The sequence below is a fragment of the Streptomyces sp. NPDC096048 genome (assembly GCF_044763415.1).
Taxonomy (GTDB): Bacteria; Actinomycetota; Actinomycetes; order Streptomycetales; family Streptomycetaceae; genus Streptomyces.
On record NZ_JBIWGG010000014.1, the window covers coordinates 40,530 to 63,473 of the forward strand.

General features: G+C 72.3%; 22 protein-coding genes and 1 pseudogene. 12 read left to right on the forward strand and 11 right to left on the reverse strand.

All coding sequences use genetic code 11. The annotated features are described in order from the left end of the window. Positions 1-99 precede the first annotated feature (99 nt). The 4 genes from ACIQ6R_RS32310 (at position 100) to ACIQ6R_RS32325 (ending at position 3,738) form a co-directional block, all read left to right on the forward strand. The gene (locus ACIQ6R_RS32310; protein ID WP_404225240.1) at positions 100-1,587 is read left to right on the forward strand and encodes an NCS1 family nucleobase:cation symporter-1; all 1,488 of its coding nucleotides are present in this window, start codon (positions 100-102) and stop codon (positions 1,585-1,587) included. Positions 1,588-1,633: 46 nt separating this feature from the next. Next, the gene (locus ACIQ6R_RS32315) at positions 1,634-2,359 is read left to right on the forward strand and encodes an aspartate/glutamate racemase family protein (protein WP_404182500.1); all 726 of its coding nucleotides are present in this window, start codon (positions 1,634-1,636) and stop codon (positions 2,357-2,359) included. Positions 2,360-2,552: 193 nt separating this feature from the next. Next, positions 2,553-3,221: a GntR family transcriptional regulator gene (locus tag ACIQ6R_RS32320; RefSeq protein WP_404225242.1), complete on the forward strand. Its 669-nt coding sequence runs from the start codon at positions 2,553-2,555 to the stop codon at positions 3,219-3,221. Between the two features lie 76 nt (positions 3,222-3,297). Continuing rightward, on the forward strand, positions 3,298-3,738 hold the full coding sequence (locus tag ACIQ6R_RS32325; protein WP_404225243.1) for a hypothetical protein: 441 nt from the start codon (positions 3,298-3,300) through the stop codon (positions 3,736-3,738). 46 nt (positions 3,739-3,784) lie between these two features. Here the strand turns inward: ACIQ6R_RS32325 and ACIQ6R_RS32330 are convergent, their stop codons facing one another. From ACIQ6R_RS32330 to ACIQ6R_RS32345, 4 genes are read right to left on the reverse strand one after another with little or no spacing between them, the layout of a single operon-like run. After that, entirely contained in the window at positions 3,785-5,761 is a 1,977-nt protein-coding gene (locus ACIQ6R_RS32330; protein WP_404225245.1) for a glycogen debranching N-terminal domain-containing protein, read from the reverse strand. Continuing rightward, positions 5,758-7,122 (reverse strand): MGH1-like glycoside hydrolase domain-containing protein, encoded by a 1,365-nt coding sequence (locus ACIQ6R_RS32335; RefSeq protein WP_404225246.1) that lies wholly within the window; start codon positions 7,120-7,122, stop codon positions 5,758-5,760. The genes ACIQ6R_RS32330 and ACIQ6R_RS32335 overlap by 4 nt, the downstream gene beginning before the upstream one ends. Next, complete coding sequence (locus ACIQ6R_RS32340) at positions 7,119-7,919, reverse strand: sugar phosphate isomerase/epimerase family protein (protein WP_404225248.1); 801 nt, start codon at positions 7,917-7,919, stop codon at positions 7,119-7,121. Before ACIQ6R_RS32340 ends, ACIQ6R_RS32335 begins: the two co-directional genes overlap by 4 nt. Before the next feature lie 25 nt (positions 7,920-7,944). Continuing rightward, entirely contained in the window at positions 7,945-8,991 is a 1,047-nt protein-coding gene (locus ACIQ6R_RS32345; protein ID WP_404225423.1) for a zinc-binding alcohol dehydrogenase, read from the reverse strand. A gap of 175 nt (positions 8,992-9,166) precedes the next feature. Between ACIQ6R_RS32345 and ACIQ6R_RS32350 the strand changes: the two genes are divergently transcribed. Genes ACIQ6R_RS32350 through ACIQ6R_RS32370 form a run of 5 tightly spaced genes read left to right on the forward strand, consistent with a single transcriptional unit; the run spans position 9,167 to position 14,665 of the window. Continuing rightward, positions 9,167-10,570 (forward strand): ABC transporter substrate-binding protein, encoded by a 1,404-nt coding sequence (locus ACIQ6R_RS32350; RefSeq protein WP_404225250.1) that lies wholly within the window; start codon positions 9,167-9,169, stop codon positions 10,568-10,570. Between the two features lie 30 nt (positions 10,571-10,600). Then, a complete protein-coding gene (locus ACIQ6R_RS32355; RefSeq protein ID WP_404225251.1) occupies positions 10,601-11,617 on the forward strand; it encodes a carbohydrate ABC transporter permease in 1,017 nt (338 codons plus the stop codon). Then, entirely contained in the window at positions 11,614-12,498 is an 885-nt protein-coding gene (locus ACIQ6R_RS32360) for a carbohydrate ABC transporter permease (protein ID WP_404225253.1), read from the forward strand. Before ACIQ6R_RS32355 ends, ACIQ6R_RS32360 begins: the two co-directional genes overlap by 4 nt. Before the next feature lie 17 nt (positions 12,499-12,515). Next, the gene (locus tag ACIQ6R_RS32365) at positions 12,516-13,715 is read left to right on the forward strand and encodes an ROK family protein (protein WP_404225425.1); all 1,200 of its coding nucleotides are present in this window, start codon (positions 12,516-12,518) and stop codon (positions 13,713-13,715) included. Between the two features lie 56 nt (positions 13,716-13,771). Continuing rightward, positions 13,772-14,665, forward strand: coding sequence for a Gfo/Idh/MocA family protein (locus ACIQ6R_RS32370; protein ID WP_404225254.1), 894 nt, complete (start codon positions 13,772-13,774; stop codon positions 14,663-14,665). Positions 14,666-14,689: 24 nt separating this feature from the next. Here ACIQ6R_RS32370 and ACIQ6R_RS32375 read toward each other — a convergent pair whose 3' ends face one another. Further along, on the reverse strand, positions 14,690-15,571 hold the full coding sequence (locus ACIQ6R_RS32375; RefSeq protein WP_404225256.1) for an SDR family oxidoreductase: 882 nt from the start codon (positions 15,569-15,571) through the stop codon (positions 14,690-14,692). A 149-nt stretch (positions 15,572-15,720) separates the two neighbouring features. Next, on the reverse strand, positions 15,721-16,128 hold the full coding sequence (locus ACIQ6R_RS32380; protein WP_404225258.1) for a RidA family protein: 408 nt from the start codon (positions 16,126-16,128) through the stop codon (positions 15,721-15,723). A gap of 100 nt (positions 16,129-16,228) precedes the next feature. Between ACIQ6R_RS32380 and ACIQ6R_RS32385 the strand changes: the two are divergent. Beyond that, positions 16,229-16,608 (forward strand): annotated as a pseudogene (locus tag ACIQ6R_RS32385) (winged helix-turn-helix transcriptional regulator). Positions 16,609-16,623: 15 nt separating this feature from the next. Here ACIQ6R_RS32385 and ACIQ6R_RS32390 read toward each other — a convergent pair. Then, positions 16,624-17,100 (reverse strand): GtrA family protein, encoded by a 477-nt coding sequence (locus ACIQ6R_RS32390; protein ID WP_404225260.1) that lies wholly within the window; start codon positions 17,098-17,100, stop codon positions 16,624-16,626. Positions 17,101-17,298: 198 nt separating this feature from the next. Between ACIQ6R_RS32390 and ACIQ6R_RS32395 the strand changes: the two genes are divergently transcribed. Both ACIQ6R_RS32395 and ACIQ6R_RS32400 read left to right on the forward strand, forming a co-directional pair. Next, positions 17,299-17,883, forward strand: coding sequence for a tellurite resistance TerB family protein (locus ACIQ6R_RS32395; RefSeq protein ID WP_404182916.1), 585 nt, complete (start codon positions 17,299-17,301; stop codon positions 17,881-17,883). 59 nt (positions 17,884-17,942) lie between these two features. Continuing rightward, positions 17,943-18,857 carry an aminoglycoside phosphotransferase family protein gene (locus ACIQ6R_RS32400; RefSeq protein WP_404225262.1) on the forward strand — a complete coding sequence of 305 codons (915 nt, stop codon included), beginning with the start codon at positions 17,943-17,945 and terminating at the stop codon, positions 18,855-18,857. Between the two features lie 27 nt (positions 18,858-18,884). Here the strand turns inward: ACIQ6R_RS32400 and ACIQ6R_RS32405 are convergent, their stop codons facing one another. The 4 genes from ACIQ6R_RS32405 to paaC form a co-directional block, all read right to left on the reverse strand. Next, on the reverse strand, positions 18,885-20,345 hold the full coding sequence (locus tag ACIQ6R_RS32405) for a hypothetical protein (RefSeq protein WP_404225264.1): 1,461 nt from the start codon (positions 20,343-20,345) through the stop codon (positions 18,885-18,887). A 135-nt stretch (positions 20,346-20,480) separates the two neighbouring features. After that, a complete protein-coding gene (gene paaE, locus ACIQ6R_RS32410; RefSeq protein ID WP_404225266.1) occupies positions 20,481-21,605 on the reverse strand; it encodes a 1,2-phenylacetyl-CoA epoxidase subunit PaaE in 1,125 nt (374 codons plus the stop codon). Next, positions 21,605-22,120, reverse strand: a complete 516-nt coding sequence (gene paaD, locus ACIQ6R_RS32415; protein ID WP_404225268.1) for a 1,2-phenylacetyl-CoA epoxidase subunit PaaD — start codon at positions 22,118-22,120, stop codon at positions 21,605-21,607. The genes paaE and paaD overlap by 1 nt, the downstream gene beginning before the upstream one ends. Then, positions 22,114-22,941 (reverse strand): 1,2-phenylacetyl-CoA epoxidase subunit PaaC, encoded by an 828-nt coding sequence (gene paaC, locus ACIQ6R_RS32420; RefSeq protein WP_404225269.1) that lies wholly within the window; start codon positions 22,939-22,941, stop codon positions 22,114-22,116. Before paaC ends, paaD begins: the two co-directional genes overlap by 7 nt. Positions 22,942-22,944: the final 3 nt, after the last annotated feature.

A 22,944-nucleotide genomic window follows, 5' to 3' on the forward strand; every position in this document is an offset into this window, starting at 1 on the left:
GACGGTGCCGTTTGGCGAAAACTACGTTCTGTTCATCGGAACGTCGCTTCCGCTTTGTGGAACTCTCCAACTTCCCGCACCTGATCCCAGGAGTCCCGTATGACTGCCCTGGAAGACCACCGCTCGCCCGCGGAGACCAGCGACACCGCCCCCAGCTCGGGTCTCTACACGTACGACCTGGCCCCGACGAAGAGGGAGGGGCGCCGCTGGGGTGCCTACAACGTCTTCACCCTGTGGGCCAACGACGTGCACAGTCTTGGCAATTACGCGTTCGCCATCGGACTGTTCGCCCTCGGACTGAACGTGTGGGGCATCCTCGCCGCCTTCGCGCTCGCGTCCGTCCTGCTCTTCCTGCTGCTGACACTGTCCGGGTTCATGGGACACAAGACCGGCGTCCCGTTCCCCGTGATGAGCCGCATCGCGTTCGGCATCAAAGGTGCCAAGCTCCCGGCCGCCGTTCGCGGTGCCGTCGCCATCGCCTGGTTTGGTATCCAGACTTATCTCGCCTCCGCGGTACTGAGCACCCTGCTGGTGGCGATGTTCCCCGGCCTCGCTCGCCTGGACACGAACTCCCTGCTCGGCCAGTCGACGCTCGGCTGGATCACCTTCCTGGTCCTGTGGGCCCTGCAGGTGGTCATCGTGAGCTACGGGATGCAGATGATCCGCCGGTACATGGCCTTCGCGGCGCCCACCACGCTGCTCACCATGTGCGCCCTCGCGGTGTGGATGTTCGTCCGGGCGGACGGCTCGGTCAGCCTCTCCAACGGCGACCCGCTCACCGGCGGCGCGATGTGGCTCCAGGTGCTGGAGGCCGCCGCCCTGTGGGTCGTGATCTACGGGACGTTCGTCCTGAACTTCTGCGACTTCACCCGGTCCGCGAGGAGCCGCGGCTCCATCGTCCGCGGGAACGTGATCGGCATCCCCGTGAACATGCTCTTCTTCGCCGTCATCGTGGCGGTCCTCAGCGGAGCCCAGTTCACTCTCGACGGGCACGTCATCACCAGCCCGACGGACATCGTCAGGACCGTCCCCAACATGTTCCTGCTGGCCGTCGCCTCGCTCGCCCTCATCGCCCTGACCGTGGCGGTGAACCTGCTGGCCAACTTCGTGGCACCGATCTACGCCCTGGTCGACCTCTTCCCGCACCGGCTCGACTTCCGCCGGGCCGGCCTCGTGAGCGCGATCCTGGGCCTGGTGATCACGCCCTGGAACCTCTACGACAGCCCGGTGGTCGTCAACTACTTCCTCGGCGGGCTGGGCGCCCTGCTCGGCCCCCTCTTCGGCGTGATCATGGCGGACTACTGGCTGCTGCGGAAGTCCCGTGTCAACGTCCCGGCCCTCTACACCGAGGAAGCGGGCGCCGAGTACCACTACCGCCGCGGCTACAACCCGCGGGCCGTCGCCGCCTTCGTGCCGAGCGCCGCCATCGCCGTCGTCGTCGCCCTGGTGCCCTGGTTCCACGCCGCGGCCGGGTTCTCCTGGTTCGTCGGCGCGATCATCGCCGCCGCGTTGTACGCGCTCATCGCCGACCGTGCCTCGCCGATCCGCGACGTGGACGGCGAGACCATCGCCGTCGCCGCGGAATAGCTCCGCCGTCGCCGCGCCACTGCCCACCCGAGCGGAAGGCCCGCCCATGCGCATCCTCGTGGTCAACGTCAACACCACGCAGTCCATCACCGACGCGATCGGCAAGCAGGCGGCCGGCGCGGCCTCCCCCGGCACCGAGATCGTTCCCCTGACGCCCGCCTTCGGCGCGGAGTCCGTCGAGGGGAACTACGAGAGCTACCTCGCCGCGATCGCCGTCATGGAGACCGTCCGCGCCCACCCGGAGCCGTTCGACGCGGTGATCCAGGCCGGATACGGCGAACATGGCCGGGAGGGACTTCAGGAACTGCTCGACGTCCCCGTCGTCGACATCACCGAGGCCGCGGCGAGCACCGCCCAGTTCCTGGGCCGCCGCTACTCCGTCGTCACCACCCTCGACCGCACGGTCCCCCTGATCGAGGAGCGGCTGGAGGTGGCCGGACTGAGCGCCAGGTGCGCCTCCGTGCGGGCCAGCGGACTTGCCGTACTGCAACTGGAACGAGACGAACAGGCCGCCGTGGACGCCATCACCGAGCAGGCCGCCCGCGCCGTCGAGGAGGACCGGGCGGAGGTGATCTGCCTGGGCTGCGGAGGCATGGCCGGCCTCGCCGAACGCGTGGTGGACCGTACCGGTGTCCCCGTGGTCGACGGGGTCGCGGCCGCCGTGACGATCGCCGAGTCACTGGTCCGGCTCGGCCTGTCCACGTCCAAGGTGCGCACCTACGCGCGACCGCGTCCCAAGCAGATCGTCAACTGGCCCCCGAGGGCGGGCTGAAACCGCCGCACCCCGTCCTTCTTCTCCCCTGCCCCGCGCCCCCGGTGGGCGGCCGCACACCAGCCGCGCGCCAGCCGCACGCCGGCCACACCGGCCGTACCGGCCGCGGGGTATTCTGACGGGCCGCCCGACCGACGCCCCGCACCGGCGCGGTCGGCGCGCCTCGGAACGGGAAGACAGACGAAGGACGGCGATGGCTGCGTCAGAGGGCTTCACGCCCGAGTCCGAGCGGGTCACGCGGCGGTTGCGCGACGAGATCGTCGACGGTGTGCGGCGGCCGGGCAGCCGCCTGGTGGAACGGGAGCTGGCCGAGGCGCTCGGCGTGAGCCGGCTGCCCGTCCGGGAGGCCCTCAAGACTCTGGTGTCCGAGGGCCTGGTGACGCCTCGACCGCGGTCCTGGGCGGTGGTGCGGGAGTTCACCGCGAGCGACATCGCCGATCTCGACGAGGTCCGCTCGGGCCTGGAGACCCTGGCGTTCCGGCTTGCCGCCCAGCGGCACACACGTTCCGGGCTGGAGAAGCTCCGCGCGACGGTGGACGCCGAGTTGGAGGCGGCCCGCGCCGACGACGCGGTGCGGGCCCGCCGGGCAGCCGCCGACTTCCACCAGACGGTCATCTCCCTGGCCGCCAACGAGCTTCTCAACGAACTCGAGCGCGTCCTGCGCAGCCGGCTGCGGTGGCTCATGGGCCAGCACGACGACCTGCTGGCCGTCGCGCTGGAACACGAGGCCCTCTACCAGGCCATCGCGGAGCGCGACGTCGAGCGCGTACAGACGCTCGTCCTCCACCACCTGGCGACGAGCCGCAGCGCGGCCCTGGGCCACCACGCGCGGGAACGGACGCGGGAGAACGAACAGCCTTAGCGCGGCTTTCGGTGGCGGACAGCGGGCATACGGATGTCCCGAGGCCCTCTCCGCCGCCGACCGACGGGAGTTCCCTGTGACGCCGAGCCTGCGCACCGCCCGCGCGTGCCGTGCCGCCGCCGCCCTCCTTCTCGTGGCGGCCGGATACGCGGCCACCCACCACCCCTGGCTCGCCCTGCCCGGCCTGTACGCCGCCGCCGTGTTCGCCTGGTGTGCCGCCCGCGCCCGGACGGAGCACCGGCTGGCGGTCGCGCGGGCACAGCGCGCCGAGCGGCTGGCCCGCCCCCGCCTGCCGCAGCCGCTCGCCGCGACGCTGAAGCCCTGCTGCGCGTTCTGGCAGCACTCCGACGGGGCCGTGCACGGCCCTGGATGCACCCGCCCCGCTGCCGCCCGCGTCCCCCTCCGCGACGACTGCTGCGAGCGGTGGTGGACCTCTCTGGGCGCACGGCACGACACGGGCTGCCGCCAACACGTCGGCACGCCGGAGCACGACCGGGCCCGCACGACCCCGCAGTAAGGCGGTAAGCACGTCACCGCCCGTGGGATCGCCCACCGCCGGGCCGTTACCGCCGTGCCTGCTCCAGTGCCGTCCGCAGGGCCGGCGGGGTGGCGGCCGCCCAGGCCTGCGGTGAGCAGGAGTGGGGATACGGGACCGGTCCGGCGGTCGCCGAGCGGTCGTAGCCGGCGAGGACCTCGGGCAGCCGGTGGCCGTGGTGGGCCGCCGCCGCGACGAGGCCCTCGGCGACGGTGCGCACCTCGGCCGTGAGTCCCTGGCGGGCCAGGCCCAGCGCGATGACCGCGTTGTCGTGCGGCCAGGCGCTGCCCCGGTGGTACGACAGCGGGTGGTACGGCCGCTGTCCCGCGGCGAGGGTGCGGATCGCCCAACCGGAGAAGAAGTCAGGCTCCAGCAGCCGTCGTCCCACCCGGCGGGAGCGCTCCGGGTCGAGGATGCCCGACCACAACAGGTGCCCGGCGTCCGAGGCCAGCGCGTCGACCTGGCGGCCGTCGCCGTCCAGGGCGAGGGCCGGGAAGTCCGCCTCCGGCATCCAGAAGTCCGCCGTGAAGCGGTCCCGCAGCCGGGCGGCGGTCTCACGGAGCCGGCACGCGTAGGGTTCGTCCCGCCAGATGTCCTCGGCCAGCCGGGCCGTGCGCAGCAGTGCGTCGTAGGCGTAGCCCTGCGCCTCGGAGACCGCGATGGGCCCTCGGGCCTGGGTCCCGTCGCGGAAGCAGATGGCGCCCGCGGAGTCCTTCCAGTTCTGGTTGACCAGCCCGCCCGGGTCGGGGGTGTACACGAGATAACCGTGCTTCTCCAGGCCGCCGTCGGTGAGCATCCAGTCGACCGCCTTCCGGGCGTGCCGCTCCAGGCGTCCGGCCAGGGAGCGGTCGCCGGTCGCCTCGTGGTGGGCGTGGAGCAGGACGAGGAAGAGCGGCGTGGCGTCCACGGCGCCGTAGTAGCGGCCGTACGGGACCTGCCGGAAGTGGGCGAGTTCACCGTGCCGGGTCTCGTGGACGACGCGTCCGGGCTGCTCGCCGCTGAAGGCGTCGTGGCGCTGCCCCTGGGTGGCGGCGAGCGCGCTCAGGACGGCGGCCGCCGTCGCGGGCCGGTACGGCAGCAGGAAGTACGACGTCAGCAGTGAGTCGCGGCCGAACAGGGTGAGGAACCACGGGATGCCGGCGGCCGGGACGTACACGTCCTCGCCGTCGACGCCGGGGACCGGGATGGTCAGGAGGTCGATGTCGGCGAGACCGCGCTCGACGGTGAGCGTCAGGTCGTCCGGCGCGTCCGGCCCGTCCGGCGCGTACGTCGTCGGTTCCTGCCGGTCCGGACGCCGTTCGGCAGCGCCAGCGGCAGTGGCAGCACCAGCCACAGCGGGTGCGGCGGGCACGGTGCGTCCGTGCGGGTGGGCGCGGACGGTCAGGTGCAGGTCGGCCCGGCCGTGGGCGTCGAGCGGCAGATGCCAGGTGAGCGTCCGCGCGGTGGACCCCGGTTCGGCCTCCGGGGCGTCGACCGAGTCCGGGGCGGGACGGCAGACGATCTCGGTCCGGGCCTGCCAGTCGGCTCGCCGGTAGGTGAGGAGCATCCCGTCCGCGGTCTCGCGGGTTCCGTGCTCCGCGCCGGGCTTGGCGTAGTGGCGGTCGTCGGCGCGGAGTTCGAAGAGGTCGGCGAAGTCGGCGTCGACGGCGAGGCGGAGGCGGGCGGTCACGGGGGCGGGGCGGTTGCCGACCAGGCTCAGGTGTTCGGTGAACGTGCCCGCGGCGACGCTCTGCCGCCGGAAGACGGTGTAGGCGGGCGGGTCGTCGCGGGTGCCTTCGGGGGTCAGTACGCAGGCGGCCGTGTCGTCGGTGTCCGCCGTGGCGGGCACCAGGGCGGCGGGCGCGCCGCCGTCGACGGTGAGTCGCCAGCGGCTGAGGTGCCGGGCGTCCTGGAAGAACAGTCCGTCGGGCGTCGACCCGCGGGTGCCGCTGATCTCCCCGTCGGTACCGAGCCGGACGAAGGTGGCGTCGCGCACCAGTTGGACGCGGGGGTCGGCCGCGGTCACGGCGTGGGCTCCTTCGGGTCGGCGCTCAGCAGGTCGAGGGTGAGGGCGGCGGTCCAGGAGAAGTGCCGGGTACCGCGGGCCTCGCCGGTGGACGGGTCGACGTACTCGGCGAATCCGGAGCGTCCCGCCCGGGCGAGGAAGTCGGCGCGCAGGCGTGCGGCGTCCTGCCCGAGGCCGTGGGTGCGCAGCCCTCGCTCGATCAGCCAGGCCGTGTTGAACCAGGCCGGTCCGCGCCAGTACCGGGTGGGGTCGAAGGCGTGGCCGGTCAGGTCGTAGCTCGGGACCAGGCTCGTGGCCGGGGCGGCGAAGCGCGGCCCGGTGAGCGTGGTGTGCAGGCGCCGGACGACGTCCCGCGGCAGGTGCGGCACGAGGAGCGGGACCAGTCCGCTGACGCTTCCCTCGTCGACCGGCGCGTCGGTGTGCAGGTCGCGCACGCGGAACAGGCCGGCCTCCTCGTCCCAGAGCCGGTCCGTCAGTGCCCGGGTCAGCTCGGCGGCCCGCTCGGTGTGCCGTTGTCCCGGCAGGCCCAGTTCGCGTGCCATGGCGGCCAGGGCGAGTTCGCTCACGACCAGAAGCGCGTTGAAGCACGGGTCCTCCACGGCGAACCGGTGCCGCACGACGCGGTCGTCGTAGCCGGCTTCCCGGTACTCGGTGGCCAGCCGGACGTACCGGCCGTAGTCGAGGTCGGTGGGCCGGTCGGCGGGGTGGCCGTGGTCGAGGTCGGCGCGCCGGAAGGAGTCGGGCGGGCTCGGCTCGACGCGCTGGAGGGCCCGGTCCCAGCAGGGGCTGTTGTCCATGCCGGGTTCCCAGGGGTGGACGACGGCGGCGAGACCCCCGCCGCCGAGGTCGCGGCGGGTGCGGAGGTAGTCGTGCCAGGCGGCGAGCCGGGGGTGGACGCGGGCGAGGAACCCGCGGCGCCGTGACTCCGCCGGGTCGGCCCGGTGCACGAGCCAGGCCGCCAGGGCGTGCACCGGCGGCTGGACGATGCCGGAGGTCTCGGCGGTGGGCGGTGCGCCCGCGGTACGGCCGGCCCGGGAGGACTGCCAGAAGTCGGGGCTCGGGAAATAGGCGTCGTGGGGCAGGGCGGGGTTGAAGACGATGTGGGGCACGCGTCCGTCGGCCCACTGCGCGGCCAGCAGGGACTCCAGTTCCCGCTGGGCGCGGCGCACCGAGAGGTGGCGCAGTCCGATGGCGACGAAGGCGGAGTCCCAGCTCCACTGGTGGGGGTAGAGGGTGCGGGAGGGAACGGTGGAGGTGCCGGTCCAGTTGTCGATGAGGACCCGCGCCGCACCGCGCCGCAGGGTCAGGTCCGCGGGCGCGGTGGGCGCGGGCCGGTCCAGGAGCTCCAGGGAGGACTTCACGCGCCCGACCTCGCGAGGAACGCGGGTACGGAGCGCACGGCCTCGACGGGGTCGCCGGTCAGCCGGCATTCGAGGGCGAGGTGGCCTTCGTAGCCGATGGTGTGCAGGGCGCCGAGCCAGGCGGGCCAGTCGAGGTGTCCGGCGCCGGGCTGGAAGCGGTTGGAGTCGGAGACCTGGGCGTGGCCGATGACGTCGGCGTGGGCGAGGATCGCGGCGGCGGGGTCGGTCTCCTCGATGTTCATGTGGTAGCTGTCGATGCCGATCCGGACCGAGTCCAGGCCGACGGCGCGGATCAGGTCGGCGGCCTGTTCGAGCCGGTTGACCATGTGGTCCTCGTAGCGGTTGAGCGGCTCCAGGAAGAGCGTGACGCCCTCGCGGCGGGCGTGCTCGCCGAGTTCGGTGAGTCCGGCGAGGAGCACCTCGCGGTCCTCCTCCTCGGTGCGCGGCGGCTCGAAGGGCGGCAGACGGCGGGAGAACATGCCGTACGAGGCGGGCGTCTGGGCACCCGTGCCGCCGATCTCGGCGATGACGGTGAGCTGTGACTTCATCTGGGTGAGGGCGTCGCGGCGCAGGTCCGCGTCGAAGGCGCCGAGGAAGTGCGGCATGTCGACGCAGACGGTGGGCATGACGACGCCGTCCTCGCGGGCCCGCTCGAGTTCGTCGCGGCGGGAGGCGAAGTGGAGGTCGCCCTTGCCGCGCAGTTCGATGGCGTCGTAGCCGGCCTGCTGGGCGAAGTCCCACTTGGCCTGGAGGGTGTCCCCGGGCAGCAGCTGTTCCTGGACGGCGGTCTTGAGCATGGGGGGCCTTTCGGAGAATCCGGTCTCAGAATTCCAGGACGACCTGCAGCGCCTCGGCGGGCCGCTCGTCCAGCAGTGCGTAGGCGTCGGCCGCGTCGGCGACGGGGACGACGTGGCTCACCAGGGCGTCGACGTCCACCTGTCCCTCGGCGACCAGGCGCAGGAAGGTCTGCTGGAGGCGTTCGACGGTCCAGCGGTTCGACAGCTGGGGCGGGACGCCGCCGATCTGGGAGCAGATCAGCTGGATCCGGTTGTGGTGGAACTCGTCGCCGAGCCGCAGGCCGGTGCCGTCGCCCTGGTAGAAGCCGGAAGCGACCACCCGGCCGCCGGCGGCGACCGAGCGCAGCGCCTCGTGCAGGGCCGGATAGGCGCCGCTGATCTCGATGGCGAGGTCGGCGCCGAGGCCGCCGGTGGCCTCGCGGACGCGTTCGGCGACGGCGTCGGTGCGGGCGTTGAGGGTGTGCTGGGCGCCGTATCGCTGCGCGGTCTCCAGGCGGCCGTCGAGGGCGTCGACGGCGGTGACGCGGGCGCCGCTGAGCCGGGCGAGGCGGGTGGTGAGCAGGCCGATGACGCCCTGGCCGAAGACGGCGACGTCCTCTCCGAGGTGGATGTCGCCGGCCAGGACGGCGTTGTAGGCGATGGCGCCGACCCGGGCGAAGGCCCCGGCCAGCGGTTCCAGCCCGGTCGGAAGGGTGTGGCCGATCATGCGCTCGGCGGGGACGATGCCCTCGCCGCGGTGGCCCCAGATCCCCCAGACCAGGTCGCCGGGGGCGGGCAGGCCCGCGGTGCCGGCGAGTTCCGGCGAGACCTCGACGACCTCGCCGACCTCGGAGTAGCCCCAGCCGGCCACCGGGTACTCGATGCCGGGTGCGCCGTCGCGGAAGATCCGCGCCTCGGGGTCCCAGGTCCGGGTCAGATACGGGTTGGTGCCGCGGTAGGCGGTCAGTTCGGTGCCGGCCGAGATGCCCGAGTAGCGGGTGCGGACCCGCAGATGACCGGGCGGCAGTTCGGCTCTGACGTACTCGGCGACCTCCACTCGGCGGGGGCCGGTGAACTGGACGACGCGCTCCACGGGCGACACGGACGACACGGATGACACGGAGGGCTCCGGAAGGGTTGCTGAGGCGGTCAGTGCTGCGGTCACTGAGTGGTTGCGTCGACAATATCCGCAACTTATGTCTTGTCAACCAGCAAAAGTAGTGCTGTGATGCGTGGCGAGCAGACGTAAGCCGGAACGAGGACACTCAATGCGCATCAGGACCCTGCGGTCGAGGACGACCGCGGTCGGCGTCACGGCAGCCCTGGGAGTCGGGCTGCTCTCGGGCTGCGCGGGCAGCACCGGGCCGGGCAAACCCGACCGTGAGATCACGGTCTGGTCCCAGGAGAACCTCCCCGACCGCGTCGCCGCGACGCGGAAGGTCATCGACGGGTTCGAGAAGAAGAGCGGGATCAAGGTCAAACTCGTCGGGGTCGACGAGGGTCAGATGCCGCAGCTGATCATGTCGGCGGCCGCGTCGGGCAAGCTGCCCGACGTCATCGGCGCCGCCCCCATGGGCCAGGTCTGGCAGATGTACACCAACGGCCTGCTGAACACCGACATCCCGAAGCGGATCGTCGGCGAACTCGGGCGGGACACGTTCAACCCCAACGCGCTGGAGCTGACCTCCGACGGCTCCACCAGCCTCGGCGTGCCCTCCGACGCGTGGCTCCAGCTGCTCGTCTACCGCAAGGACCAGTTCGCGCGGAAGGGTCTGGCGGCTCCCGACACGTACGCGAAGACGCTGGCCGCCGCCAAGGCGCTGACCACCAAGGGCCACGACGGCATCTCGGCGGCCACCGACCCCGGCGACGTCTTCACCTCACAGAGCTTCGAGAGCCTCGCCCTGGCCAACGACTGCCAACTGGTCGACGACCGGCACGAGGTCGCCCTCGAGTCCCCGCGGTGCGAGGCCGCCTTCCGCACCTACGACCAGCTCGCCCGCGCCTACGGCGCCCCGGGCACCCAGACCGTGGACTCCACCCGGGCCACCTACTTCGCCGGCCGGTCCTCCATGGTCATCTGGTCCTCGTTCCTGCTCGACGAACTCGCCGGCCTGCGCAAGGACGCCCTGCCCAGCTGCCCCCAGTGCGCGAACGACCCGCGGTACCTGTCGGACAACAGCGGCATCGTCACCGCGATGAAGGGGCCCGACGCGAAGGAGGCGGCCCAGTTCGGCGAGATCACGTCCTGGGTGACCACCAAGACGGCCGAGACCGCGGCGTCCCGCGAGTTCATCGAGTACATGATGGGCACCGGCTACGAGTCCTGGTTCGGCATGGCACCCGAGGGCAAGATCCCGGTCCGCACGGGCACCGCCGCCGAGCCCGACCGCTACCTCGACGCCTGGCGCTCCAGCGACATCGGGGTCGACACCCGCAAGCCCCTCGACGAGGTCTTCCCCGAGAGCCTCCTCGACCAGCTCGCCGACGGCGTCGGCGCCATGCGCCGCTGGGGCATCACCCAGGGCGAGGGCGCCCTCGTCGGCGCCACCAACGGCGAACTGCCCGTGCCGAAGGCCATCGGCGCCATGACCAGCGGACAGAGCTCGCCGTCCGAGGCGGCACGCGAGGCCGACGAAGAGGTCGCCGCCCTGAAGAAGTCCCTGCAGTAGCCGCCCGCCTGCACGTCACGAAGGTCCCTCATGACAACAGCCCCAGCCGGCGCGCCGCAGCGCCGGGACACCAGCCCCCGGCCCACGGACCGGCCCGCACCGGGCCGCCGTCCGATGACCGCCAGTCGGCGCGCCAACCGCGCGGGCCTCGCGTTCGTCTCCCCCACCTTCCTCGTGGTCCTCGTGGTGGTCGTACTGCCCATCGCGTGGACCGTGCTGCTGGCCTTCCAGAAGGCCAAGCTCGTCGACATCCAGGGAATGGGCCTGTTCGGCAACTGGTCCCTGGACAACTTCGCGCAGGTCTTCGAGTCGGCCGGCTTCTGGTCCAGCCTGTGGACCACCCTGCTCTACACGGCGGGTTCCACGCTCGGCTCCGTCGTCCTCGGCCTGGTCGCCGCGCTCGCGCTGCGCAAGCCGTTCAAGGGGCGCGGGCTGCTGCGCGCGGCGATGCTGCTGCCGTACGTCGCGCCCGTCGTCGCCGTGGCCTTCGTCTGGGAGGTCGCGCTCAGCCCGCAGTACGGCGTGGTCAACGACTGGGGCCGGCGGCTGTTCGGCTGGGACGACCCGATCGCCTTCCTGTCCACCCGGGAGTACGAAGTCCACCTGCTGGGCCTGCACTTCGACATCCCGCTGGCACTGCTGACCGTCATCGTCTTCGAGTGCTGGCGCTACTTCCCCTTCGCGTTCCTGTTCATCCTGGCCCGGCTGCAGGCGGTGCCGGACACCCTGGAGGAGGCCGCGCTGGTCGACGGCGCGACGATCACCCAGCGCTTCCGGCACGTCCTGCTGCCCCAGCTGATGCCGGTCATCGCGCTGCTGTGCGTGCTGCGCTTCATCATGACGTTCAACAAGTTCGACGACGTCTACCTGCTCACCGGCGGCGGCGCCGGCACCGACGTGGCCGCGGTACGCGTCTACGACTTCCTCACCGCCCGCTACGACGTGGGCGCCGCGGCCGCCCAGGCGCTCGTCCTGGCCCTCGTGCTGATGATCCTGCTGGGCCTCTACTTCAAGTTCTTCGGCGACAAGGTCCAGGAGGAAGCGTGACCCAGAAGGCGGCCCTGAGCCGGGCCCGGTTCGAGGAGCGGTTCTTCGGCGTCGCGCGGTGGATCGTCATCGCGCTCCTCGCCGCGATCACCCTCCTGCCCTTCTACTACATGGTGCTGCTGTCGCTGAAGCCCATCGACGCGCTGCTGCTCGACCCGGGCTCCCTGTGGATCTCGGCGAAGGACCTCACCCTCTCCACCTACCAGGACGTACTGCGCTCCACCGACGACGGCGGCCAGGGATTCCTCGAGTTCCTGGTCAACTCCGCGCTGGTCTCCCTGGGCACGGTGGCGCTGACCCTGGTGGCCGCCGTGCCCGGCGCCTACGCCGTCAGCCGGCTGAAGTTCTTCGGCCACCGCCAGGTCAGCGCGCTCTTCCTGGCCGTGTACATGTTCCCGGCGACCCTGCTGGCCGTGCCGCTCTTCGTCATCTTCGCGAAGATCGGTTTGTCCTCCAGTCTGGTCGGCCTCGCCATCGTCTACGTCGCCCAGACCGTGCCGGTGTCGATCTACATGCTGAAGAACTACCTCGTCACCATCCCGGCCTCCATCGAGGAGGCCGCCGCACTGGACGGGTGCTCCCGGCTGCAGACCGTGCGCAAAGTGATCCTGCCGCTCGCTCTGCCCTCCCTGATGGCCACCGGCCTGTACGTGTTCATGATCGCGTGGAACGAATTCCTGTTCGCGCTGCTGTTCCTGGCCGCCGACCCCGGCCAGTGGACGGTCTCCCTGGGACTGGCCCAGCTCTCCAACGGCATCGAGGTGCCGAAGACGATCCTGATGGCCGGTTCCGTGGTGCTGACGATCCCCGTGGTACTTCTGTTCTTCGCCGCCGAACGACTGCTCACCGAGGGTCTGACCAGCGGCGCCGACAAGAGTTGAGCCCTGGGGGACACATGATGACGTCGAGTCAGGCCAGCGCGGGCGCGCTGCTGCAGCTGATCCGCAGCGGCCGCGCCAACACCCGGGCCGACCTCCAGAGCGCCACCGGGCTGTCCCGGTCCACCGTGGGGCAGCGCCTCGACCTGCTCAACCGCGCCGGGTGGCTGCGCCACACCTCCGGCGAGTCCACGGGCGGCCGACCGTCGCACCGGATCGCCTTCGATCCGGCCCACGCCTCGGTCGTCGCCTTCGACCTGGAGACGCGGCACGCCCGCGCCGCCGTCCTCGACCTCGCGGGCACCATCCTGGCCGAGCACACGGGACCCATGGACGTGGCCGAGGGACCCGACCACGTTCTGGACCGGCTGGCCGAGTGGTTCCCCGACCTGATCGCGGCGGCCGGCATCCCGGCCTCCCACGTCACGGGCATCGGACTGTCCGTACCGGGCCCGGTCGACTGGGAGTCGGGGCGGGTGATCGAGCCGCCCATCATGCCGGGCTGGGACCGGTACCCCATCCGGGAGCGGCTCCAGAAGGCGTACGCGGCGCGGACGGGCCTGGACGCGGCGGCCGACCCCGTTCCGGTGCTGGTGGACAACGACGCGAACCTCATGGCGCTGGCCGAGCACCAGGCCAACCACCGCGACTGCTCGTCCTTCCTCCTGCTGAAGGTCTCCACCGGCATCGGCGCGGGTGTCGTCATCGGCGACAGCCTCTACCGCGGCATCGACGGCGGCGCCGGCGACATCGGGCACATCCGCCTGCACGACCGGGCCGATGCCCTGTGCATGTGCGGCTCCCACGGCTGCCTCGCGGCCGTCGCCAGTGGGCGTGCGATCGCCAAGGAGCTGGCCGCCCTCGGCCTCGACACCGCCTCGGGGCGAGACGTCCGGCGGCTGCTCAACGAGGGACAGCCCGACGCCGTACGGCTGGCCCGGGAGGCCGGGCGGCGGGTGGGCGAGGTCCTGGTCACCGTCGTGACCCTGCTCAATCCCGGTGTACTCATGATCGCGGGTGAGCTCTCCGGGGTGCCCTTCCTGACCGGGGTGCGCGAGCTGGTCTACCAGCGCGCGATGCCCCGCGCCACGGCCGGCCTCCAGGTCGTCACCTCGCGCCTCGGCGACCACGCGGGACTCGTCGGGGCCGCCGCCATGGTCGTGGAGCACCTCTACTCCCCCGCCGAGGCCGACGCCCGGCTCGACCGCCTCGCGCCGTGAGCGCACCGCCGACCCCTCCCGCACCCCACCGAAAGCACCAGGAAGACAGGAACACCGTGACCGCTGCCCCCGCCCCCTGGACCGGCCGGCCCGTCGAGGTCGGGCTCGTGGGCGCCGGCCCCTGGGCCCGCACCATGCACGCCCGGGTACTGGCCGCCGGACCCGAGACCCGGCTGGCCGCGGTCTGGGCCCGTCGTACGGAGGCCGCCCGCGAGACCGCCGCGCCCTACGCCGCCCATGTCGCCGCCGACTTCGACGCGTTGCTGGACCGCTGCGAGGCCGTGGCCTTCGCCGTGCCGCCCGCCGTCCAGGCCGAGCTGGCACCGCTGGCGGCGCGGCGGGGCAAGGCCCTGCTGCTGGAGAAGCCGCTCGGGCCCGATCTGGCCTCGGCCCGCCGGGTGGCCGACGCGGTCGCGGAAGCCGGTGTGGTCTCCCAGCTCGTGTTGACCAAGCGCTACCACCCCGCCACCCGGGCCTTCCTGGCGGCCGCACGCGCCGTCGACGTGGCCGGGGCCCGCTCCTGCTACCTCCACGGCGCCTTCCTGCGAGGCGAGTTCGCCACCGGCTGGCGCCTCGAACACGGCGCCCTGCTCGACCTCGGCCCTCACCTGCTCGACCTGCTGGATGCCGCGATCGGCCCCATCACCGGCCTCCGCGCCTCCGGCGACCCGCGCCGCTGGGTGGAACTGACCTGCGAGCACGAGAACGGAGCCGTGAGCCAGGCCTCCCTGTCCGGCTCGGTAGCCGTCCCGCGCACACTCACCCGCGTCGAACTCTTCGGCCCCGCGCACCCCCTGGTCTACGACACGGCCGGCATCGACCACGAGGAGTGCTGGCCCGTCCTGCGCCACGACTTCGCGACGGCCGTCCGCACCGGCACGCCGACCCCGGTCGACGCGCAGCGCGGCCTGTACCTGCAGAGCCTCCTCGACCGGGCGGTACACGGCTGACCGACGGGCGCGACGGGCCCGCGTTCAGCGAGTGTCCGTCAGACCGCCCGTGACGGCGACGACCTCGCCGACGGTGAAGCTGGAGTCGGCGTCCGAGGCCAGATACACGTACGCGGGGGCCACCTCCTCCGGCTGGGCGACCCGCCCCATGGGGGACGAACTGCCCAGGTGGGTCAGGTAGTCGTCGGGGAACCGCTGCCCCGCCAGGTTGAGCACCGTCCAGGTGGGGCCCGGGGAGACGATGTTGGCGCGGATGCCGCGCTCGGCGAGGTGAGGGGCGATGGACTTGGTGAAGACGACCTGCGCGGCCTTCGAGGCGGCGTAGTCCATCATCATCTCGCTGCCCTTGAGCGCCTCCTCGGACGCGGTGGCGATGACGGCGTCACCGTGGGAGAGGTGCGGCAGGGCCGCCATCACCAGGTGGAAGTAGGCGTAGACGTTCGTCTTGAAGACCCGGTCGAAGTCCTCGGCGGTCAGGTCGGACAGGCTGTTCTGGCTGTTGAGGTAGGCGGCGTTGCTGACCAGGACGTTCAGAGCGCCCAGCTCCGCTACGGTGCGTTCGACGACGTCCGCGCAGAAGCCCGGGTCGCACAGGTCGCCCGGCAGCAGCAGACAGGTGCGGCCCTCCTTCTCGACCGCCGCCCTGGTCTCGTCGGCGTCGTTCTGCTCCTCGGGCAGGTGGACGACGGCGACGTCGGCTCCCTCGCGCGCGTAGAGCACGGCCACCGAACGGCCGATTCCGGAGTCGCCCCCGGTGATCAGCGCGACCTTCCCGGCGAGCTTCCCGGAGCCCCGGTAATGGGGGGCGAGGTAGCGCGGGCGCACTTCCATCCGCTCTTCCAGACCGGGGCGCTGCTGGCGCTGGTATCGGTACGGCGGAGAGAGCTCCGCCTCCTCCTGGGGCATCGCCGGACGGTCGAGCGGTCCGCCGCCCGTTCCGTTCCTCTCCACCATTACTGGCCTCCACACGTTCATGTACGCGGTCGGCGCCGCCGGCCGGCGGCGCCCAGCCATCGCGTGTCCGAAGCCCAGAGCCTCAAACGGCTCCGCCGGATTCAGTCGACGACCGCGGTGGCCTCGACCTCTATCAGGTGCTCGGGCACGTCCAGCGCCGCGACGCCCAGCAGTGTGGCCGGCGGTGCCGCGGTGACCCCCAGCTTCGCGGTCGCCCGGCCGATGCCGTCCAGCAGCAGGGGCATCTTGTCGGGGGTCCAGTCGACGACGTGCACGTTCAGTTTCGCCACGTCGGCGAAGGAGGCGCCGGCCGCGGCCAGGGCGGTGGCGACGTTGAGGTAGCACCGCTCGGCCTGCGCGGCGAGATCGTCCACGCCGACCGTGGCGCCGTCGGCGTCCCACGCGACCTGTCCGGCGACGAAGACCAGCCTCGATCCGGAGGCGATCGACACCTGCCGGTAGACGTCGATCTCCGGCAGTCCCTCGGGGTTCACCAGGGTGATGGCCATGACGTGTCTCCTTGCGTTCACTCTCCAGTGGTTACTCGGGAACCGTAGGAGAGTGAACGCTGACATGGAAGAACGCACTTTTCAGTGACTGGGGAACCCGATGGTTACCAAGCAGTTCGCGGGCTCGCCCGACGACGCGGACCTGACGCGCGCGGACTCCCTGGCACGGGAGATCTTCTCGGACATCGCCGACAAGTGGGCGCGCCCGCTCATCGAGGCGCCGGGCGACCGCACCCTGCGCTTCAGCGAGTTGCGGGACGAGATCGAGGGCATCGGCCACAAGGTGCTCACGCGGAACCTGCGCATGCCGCAGCGCAACGACTGGTGGAGCGGTACGTGCACCCCACGGTGCCGCCGCGGGTCGAGTGCTCCCTCACGGAGCCGGGGCGGGGACTGCTGAAGACGACACATCACATGGGCGACTGGACGCACCGGTACCTGGGCCACATCGAGGCCTCCCGTCGCGGCTTCTGGGCCTGACGGGCGCCGCCCGGTTCAGCGTCGTCGGCGAGCGGGGCCGCGGAAGACGGCCAGCCGCAGGACGACGAAGCGCACGACGGTGACGGCGACGGACGTGGCGGCGAGGACCCCGGTCTCGGCGGCGGGCGAGGCGCCGGGCTCGGCATGTCTGAACCACAGCACGGCACCGGACGTGACCAGGTAGCCGAGCAGGAAGAGGCCACCGGCTCCCAGGTGGGCGCGGGCCGCCCCCACGGCAGTGTGCCGGAACGTCAGCCGCCGGTTCGCCTCGGTGTTCAGCACGGTCAGCACCAGCAGGGAGACCAGGTTGGCGGCGGCCGGCGGCCACCACAGGCGCAGCACCCAGTACAGCAGCGCCTGCCCGACGGTCGACACGACGCCGATCGCGACGAACCAGCCCACCTCCCGCGACCACACCGTGCGCCGCGTGGCGGGAGGACGGAGCGGCTCGGGGGGCTCGGGAGTGGCCGGTGACGCGTTCAGCCGAGCCACACGTCACGCCTCCACCCATGCCGACCGACCGTCAACTCCTGGTCGCGCAGCCTACTACGCCACCGTGAGACACTTTGCCCGGCCTTTGCCTTTCGGGAACCGAGCGGCCCCCGGGTGCGTTCATCCTGATAGCCGCGAGAGATCGCGACCGAGGACCAAGACGGACACGCAGCAGCAACAGAAGCCGAGGTGGCACGAGTGGCGATGTGGGACAAGATCAAGGACCAGGCCAAGACCTTCCAGCAGTCCCAGGGCACTCGAGGAGCGAGCGGACCCGGGCAGGGACCGCAGGGGTATCAGGGGCATCAGGGATCCGGCCGGCCCGGCTCCTCCTCCGGCGGCTCCAAGGCCCAGCTGATCGGGCTGTTCAAGACCCAGCTCGCTTCGGTCAAGACCGAACTCAAGAGCGGCGCCTACCGGGACGCCAGCATGGCCATGTGCGCCTTGGTCGCCGCGGCCGACGGACAGGTGGAGCCGGCGGAGCGGCAGCGCGTGGAGGAACTGATCGTCTCCAACGAGGTCCTGCAGAACTTCCCGGCGGACCAGCTCCGCCAGCGTTTCAACCAGCACGTGGACAAGCTCGTCGCCAACTTCGAGCTGGGCAAGAGCGAGGCCCTGCAGGTGATCGCCAAGGCCGCCAAGAAGCCCGCGGAGGCCCGGGCGGTCATCCAGACCGGCATGGTCATCGCCGGAGCCGACGGCGTCTTCGAGCCGTCCGAGCAGTACGCGATCCGCGAGGCCTGCACCGCCCTCGGCGTGGCGCCCTCGGAGTTCGGCGTCTGACCGACCTCGCCGCCGGCGGGCGGGAAAGCGTTTGACGGCCGTCGGCGTCGGGGGATCGGATGAGCCCCATGAGCTCAGCAGGGCAGACGCGGCAGGGCCTTCGTCCCCTCGACGTCCGTCTCGTACGGCGCCTGGTCGCCGGGCAGTTCCCGCGGTGGGCGGGACTGCCGGTCGAGCGCTTCCCGTCCGGTGGCACGGTCAACGCGATGTACCGGCTGGGCGACGACCTGGTCGTACGGCTGCCGTTGATCGAGGGCGGGGTCGGGGACGTGCTGGTGGAGCGGGAGTGGCTGCCCCGCCTCTCGCCCCTGCTGCCCACCGCCGTCCCCGAGGTGCTCGGGGACGGCCGGCCCGGCGAGGGGTATCCGTGGCCGTGGTCGGTGTACCGATGGCTGCCCGGAGAGCTTCCCGAGGCCGGAGCGCTGAGCGAACCCGCGCTGCTGGCCCGGGATCTGGCCGGGTTCGTGGCGGCGATGCGGAGCGTCACCCTGCCGGGCGCGCCGCAGGCCCATCGCGGCGGCCCGCTCGCCACCCTCGACGAGGAGACCCGGTCCGCGATCGAGGAACTGCGCGGCCTCCCCGAGGAAGGTGTCGACTGTGATGCCCTGGCCGCCGTGTGGGAGGACGCCCTGCGGGCCCCGGCCTGGGACGGACCGCCGGTCTGGCTGCACGCCGATCTGATGCCGGGCAACCTGCTGGTGAACGACGGCAGGCTGTCCTCGGTGATCGACTTCGGGTGCATGGGAGTGGGCGACCCGGCCTGCGATCTCTTCCCGGCCTGGAATCTGCTGCCGGCCGGCGCGAGGGAGGTCTTCCGCGAGGCGCTCGGTGTGGACGACGCGGCCTGGCGGCGCGGCCGCGGACGGACGCTCTCCCAAGCTCTGATCGCGCTGCCGTACTACCGCGGGACCAACCCGGCGATGGCCGGCAACGCCCGCCACGTGATCCGGGCGGTGCTGGCGGAGGGCGGCTGAGCGGTCACCCGCCCCACCTCGCGAGAGCTAGGGCGCGATGCCCACACCGTCGATCCGGCTCCACGCCCGCTCCTGCGCGGCGGTCATGGCGGGCCAGCCGAGTCCGCCCGGCCGGGGCCGCACCCGCGAGGCGTACGGCGCGGGACGGAATCCCGGGTCGTAGAAGCATCCGCTGCCGTAGGTCGCGTCGAAGGCGCCGCAGGAGGCCGCGATCGAGCGCGGGGTCGGCTTGCGGCCGGAGCGCGCCCAGGTGTCCAGCGCGGAGATGGAGTTGGCGTACTCGGAGTCGCTCAGCGAACTGTGCTCGGCCTCGTTCGTGAACGTCTGGACGAGGTTGCCGCCCCGGCCGGCGCCCTGGACGGTGGCGCGGTAGGCCGCCTCGTGCTCCACGAAGGCCGTCGGGTCGTCGATCGCGTGCAGGGTGAGGACGGGGAGGGACACCCTCCCGGTGAGGTCGCTGTCGTAGGAGAGGTCACGACGTGCGGAGGGGTCGGCCGAGAAGCGCTCGACGCCCGCGTTGAGCGCCTTGTCGTCGTGGGAACCCGAGTACCGCACACCCCGGTTGCTCCACGGGTTCCGGCCGCCGAGCCGGTTCGTCACGATGTCCCGGAAGGTGAAGGTCGCGAATTTGAGATGCGACTCCAGGGTGCGCTCCGGGATGCGGGTGACGGCGAGGATGTCGTCGAGATTGCGCTGCTGGAGCACGGTCCGATCCTCGGGTTCGGAGGAGTACCCGGTGCACTCCTGGAGACGGGCGCGGAGCCCGGCCGTCGTCATGGTGGAGTCCGGGCGCAGCCCCTGCCACAGCGGGTACTGCGGCTCGGTCGGGCGGGGGTGGTTGTGGCAGTAGTACTGGTAGACGGCCCGCAGGTCCACGCGGTAGTCGTAGCCGCGCGAACCGCCGCCGAGGACACCGTTGGTCAGCAGCACTCCGTCATAGGCGCCGGGTCGCCTGCCATAGGTCTCCGCGACCTTGGCGGCGACGTCGCCGCCCCAGGACTGGCCGTGGAGGTAGGTCCGCTCCGGCCGGCCGAACCGCTCGGTGAACAGGCGGCGGACGTTCTCCGTGTCGGCGGCCGCCATCCGGGCTCCGTAGCCACCGCGGCGGTAGGCGGAGCCGGCCCACGCGTACCCTTCGTCGACCATCACCGCCCAGCGCTCCAGGTCGTCGGTGCTCCGAGACGGGTCGGAGGACTCGCCGAGGTCGGGGCCGCCGTGGGCGTGCACGACGAGCGAGCCGTTCCAGTCCTCCGGCACGGCCATCGTGTAGTGGGCGCCGTTCGCGTCCTGGCCGGCGTAGCACCGCGCCTTGCCTGCCAATTCGGGTGGGCAGGGCGTTGGCGCGGGCGAGGCGGGCCGCGCGTGGGCGGCCGGTGCGTTGCCGAGCGCGCCGAGGAGGACGGCGGCGAGGACGGCGGCCACCACCGCCGGACGGCGTCGGCGGCGGGAGGCCCAGGGGACACGGGTGGACGCGTCAGGTGTGGTCACGAAGCGGCTCCTGTACGTGCTCGGCGCGAAGTTGCGCTGCGAGCCGGGATGTTAGGAACCCGCCGAGGCCGGGGCCATCCCTTCGATCATTGCGTTCATAGTGTTCGCCCCCCCGCACCGGAGGACGCTGCGGGCTCAGCTGTCGTAGTCCACGGTCAGCTTCTCCGTGACCGGGTACGACTGGCAGGTCAGGACGTAGCCGGCGTCGACCTCGGCCGCTTCGAGCGCGTAGTTGCGGCGCATGTCGGCCCGGCCGTCGGTGACCAGGGCGCGGCAGGTGCCGCAGACGCCGCCCTTGCAGGCGAAGGGCAGGTCGGGCCGGGTCTGCTGGGCGCCGTCGAGGATGCTCCGCTCCCGGGACAGGGACGAGGTCGTGGAGCGGCCGTCCAGGGTGATGGTGACCTCGCTGACGGGTCCCTCGGGGCCGACATCCTCGTGGCGGACCTCCCGCACGGGTTCGTCGTCGGCGAAGAACAGCTCCCGGTGGACGCGGTCCGCCGGGACGCCGAGGCCGGTCAGCACCTGCTGGGCGTCGGCGACCATGCCCTGCGGGCCGCACAGCCACCAGTGGTCCGCGCTCTCCACGTCCACCAGCGAGTCGACCAGCGCCGAGAGCCGCTCCGCGTCCAGGCGGCCGGAGAGCACCTCGGCCTCGCGGGGTTCGCGGGAGAGCACGTGGGCCAGGTGGAAGCGGGTGGGGTGGAGATCCTTCAGGTCGGCCAGTTCGTCGGCGAACATCACCGTGTCGGTGCGGCGGTTGCCGTAGAACAGGGTGACGGTCGAGCGGTCGTCGGCGGCCAGCACCGACTCGGCGATGGACACCATGGGGGTGATGCCCGAGCCGGCGGCGATCAGCACGTGGTGGCCCGGGGTGGTCAGGTCGGGCGTGAAGAAGCCGGTGGGGGCCATCACCTCCACCGTGTCGCCCGGACGCACCTCGCTCACCAGCCACGACGAGAACAGGCCACCCGGCACCACCCGGACCCCGATGCGCGGCACCGTACCGGCCGGTGCGCAGATCGAGTACGAGCGGCGCTCGTCCCGGCCGTCGATCTCGCGCCGCAGGGTGAGCGACTGCCCCGGCGCGAAGGCGAACTCCTCGGCCAGTTCGTCCGGGATCTCGAAACTCACGGCCGCCGCGTCCGCGCACAGCCGCTGGACGTCGGCGACGCGCAGGCGGTGGAAGGCGGGACGGCGGCGGGCGCGCGCCGGCGGTGCCGAGGCGGACGCGGTCGCCGAGGCGGGTGCGGTCGGGGCCATCAGATCTCCTTGACGTACTCGAACGGCTCGCGGCAGGCCCGGCAGCGCCACAGCGCCTTGCAGGACGTGGCGGCGAAGCGGGAGGTCTCCTCGGTGTCCGCCGAGCCGCACCGGGGGCAGGGCACCGCGGGCCGGGTGGGCGACAGGACGAGGGAGACCGGGCCGCGGGGCGCGGCGCCGGGCGGGGCGATGCCGTGCTCGGCGAGTTTGCGGCGGCCGGCCTCGGTGATCCAGTCGGTGGTCCAGGGCGGGTTCAGGACCGTGCGGATCTCCACGCGCGCGTACCCGGCGTCCCGCAGCCGCGCGGCCACGTCCGCCCGCATCTCGGCCATGGCCGGGCATCCCGAGTAGGTGGGCGTGAGGCTCGCGACCACCGTGCCGTCGGCGGTCACCTCGACGCCGCGCAGCACGCCGAGGTCGGCGAGGGTCAGCATGGGCAGCTCGGGGTCGGGCACCTGCTCGGCGACGTGCCGGGCGCGGCGGGCGTCCGGAGCCGCGAGGCCACCGGTCACCATGTCGCGTCCGGGTGTGCGCGGGCGACGCCCTGCAACTCCGCGAGGAGCGGCGCCAGATGCTCGGTGTGCTCGCCCGCGCGGCCGGAGCCGGGCAGCGGACGGTACACCGGCAGGGGCAGCCCTGCCGCCTCGGTGACCTGGCGCAGGTCGTCGGCGACCTCGTCCCGTACGTCGTACGCCGTGTGCAGTTCGCCGAGGTACGGGGCGACCCGGTCCAGCGCCGCGCGCATCCTGCGGTGGGACTCGTCCGTGCCGTCGCCCAGGCGCACGGCCCACTCGGCGGCGTACTGCCGGTGGTACGTCAGCTCCTTGACGCCCTTCGCCGCGACCGCCGCGAGGACGGGGTCGGGATGGGCCACCAGCCGCTGGAAGTGGGCCAGGCGCCAGCTGGAGAGGACCAGGAGCCGCACGACGGCGAAGGCGAAGTCGCCGCCGGGCAGTTCGGCCAGGGTCACGTTGCGGAAGTCGCCGGCGTCCCGGAAGTAGGCGTAGGCGTCCTCGTCGCGGCCGGTGCCGTCGACCTGACCCGCGCGCGAGTAGAGCAGCCGGGCCTGGCCGAGGAGATCGAGGCCGATGTTGGCCAGCGCCACCTCCTCCTCCAGCTCCGGCGCACGCGTGACCCACTCGGCGAGCCGCTGCGCCGAGACCAGGGCGTCGTCGGCGAGCGCCACGCAGTCCGCGGCCAGTTCACCGGCGTCGACACCCTCGGGCACGGTGGTGTCGACGCCGTGCAGGGGGTCCTCGAAGCCGGTGCCGTAGGCCCAGCGGGAGTCGTCCTCGTGTCCCTCGGCCAGGGTCAGGTAGACGTGGTCGTCACTCATGCC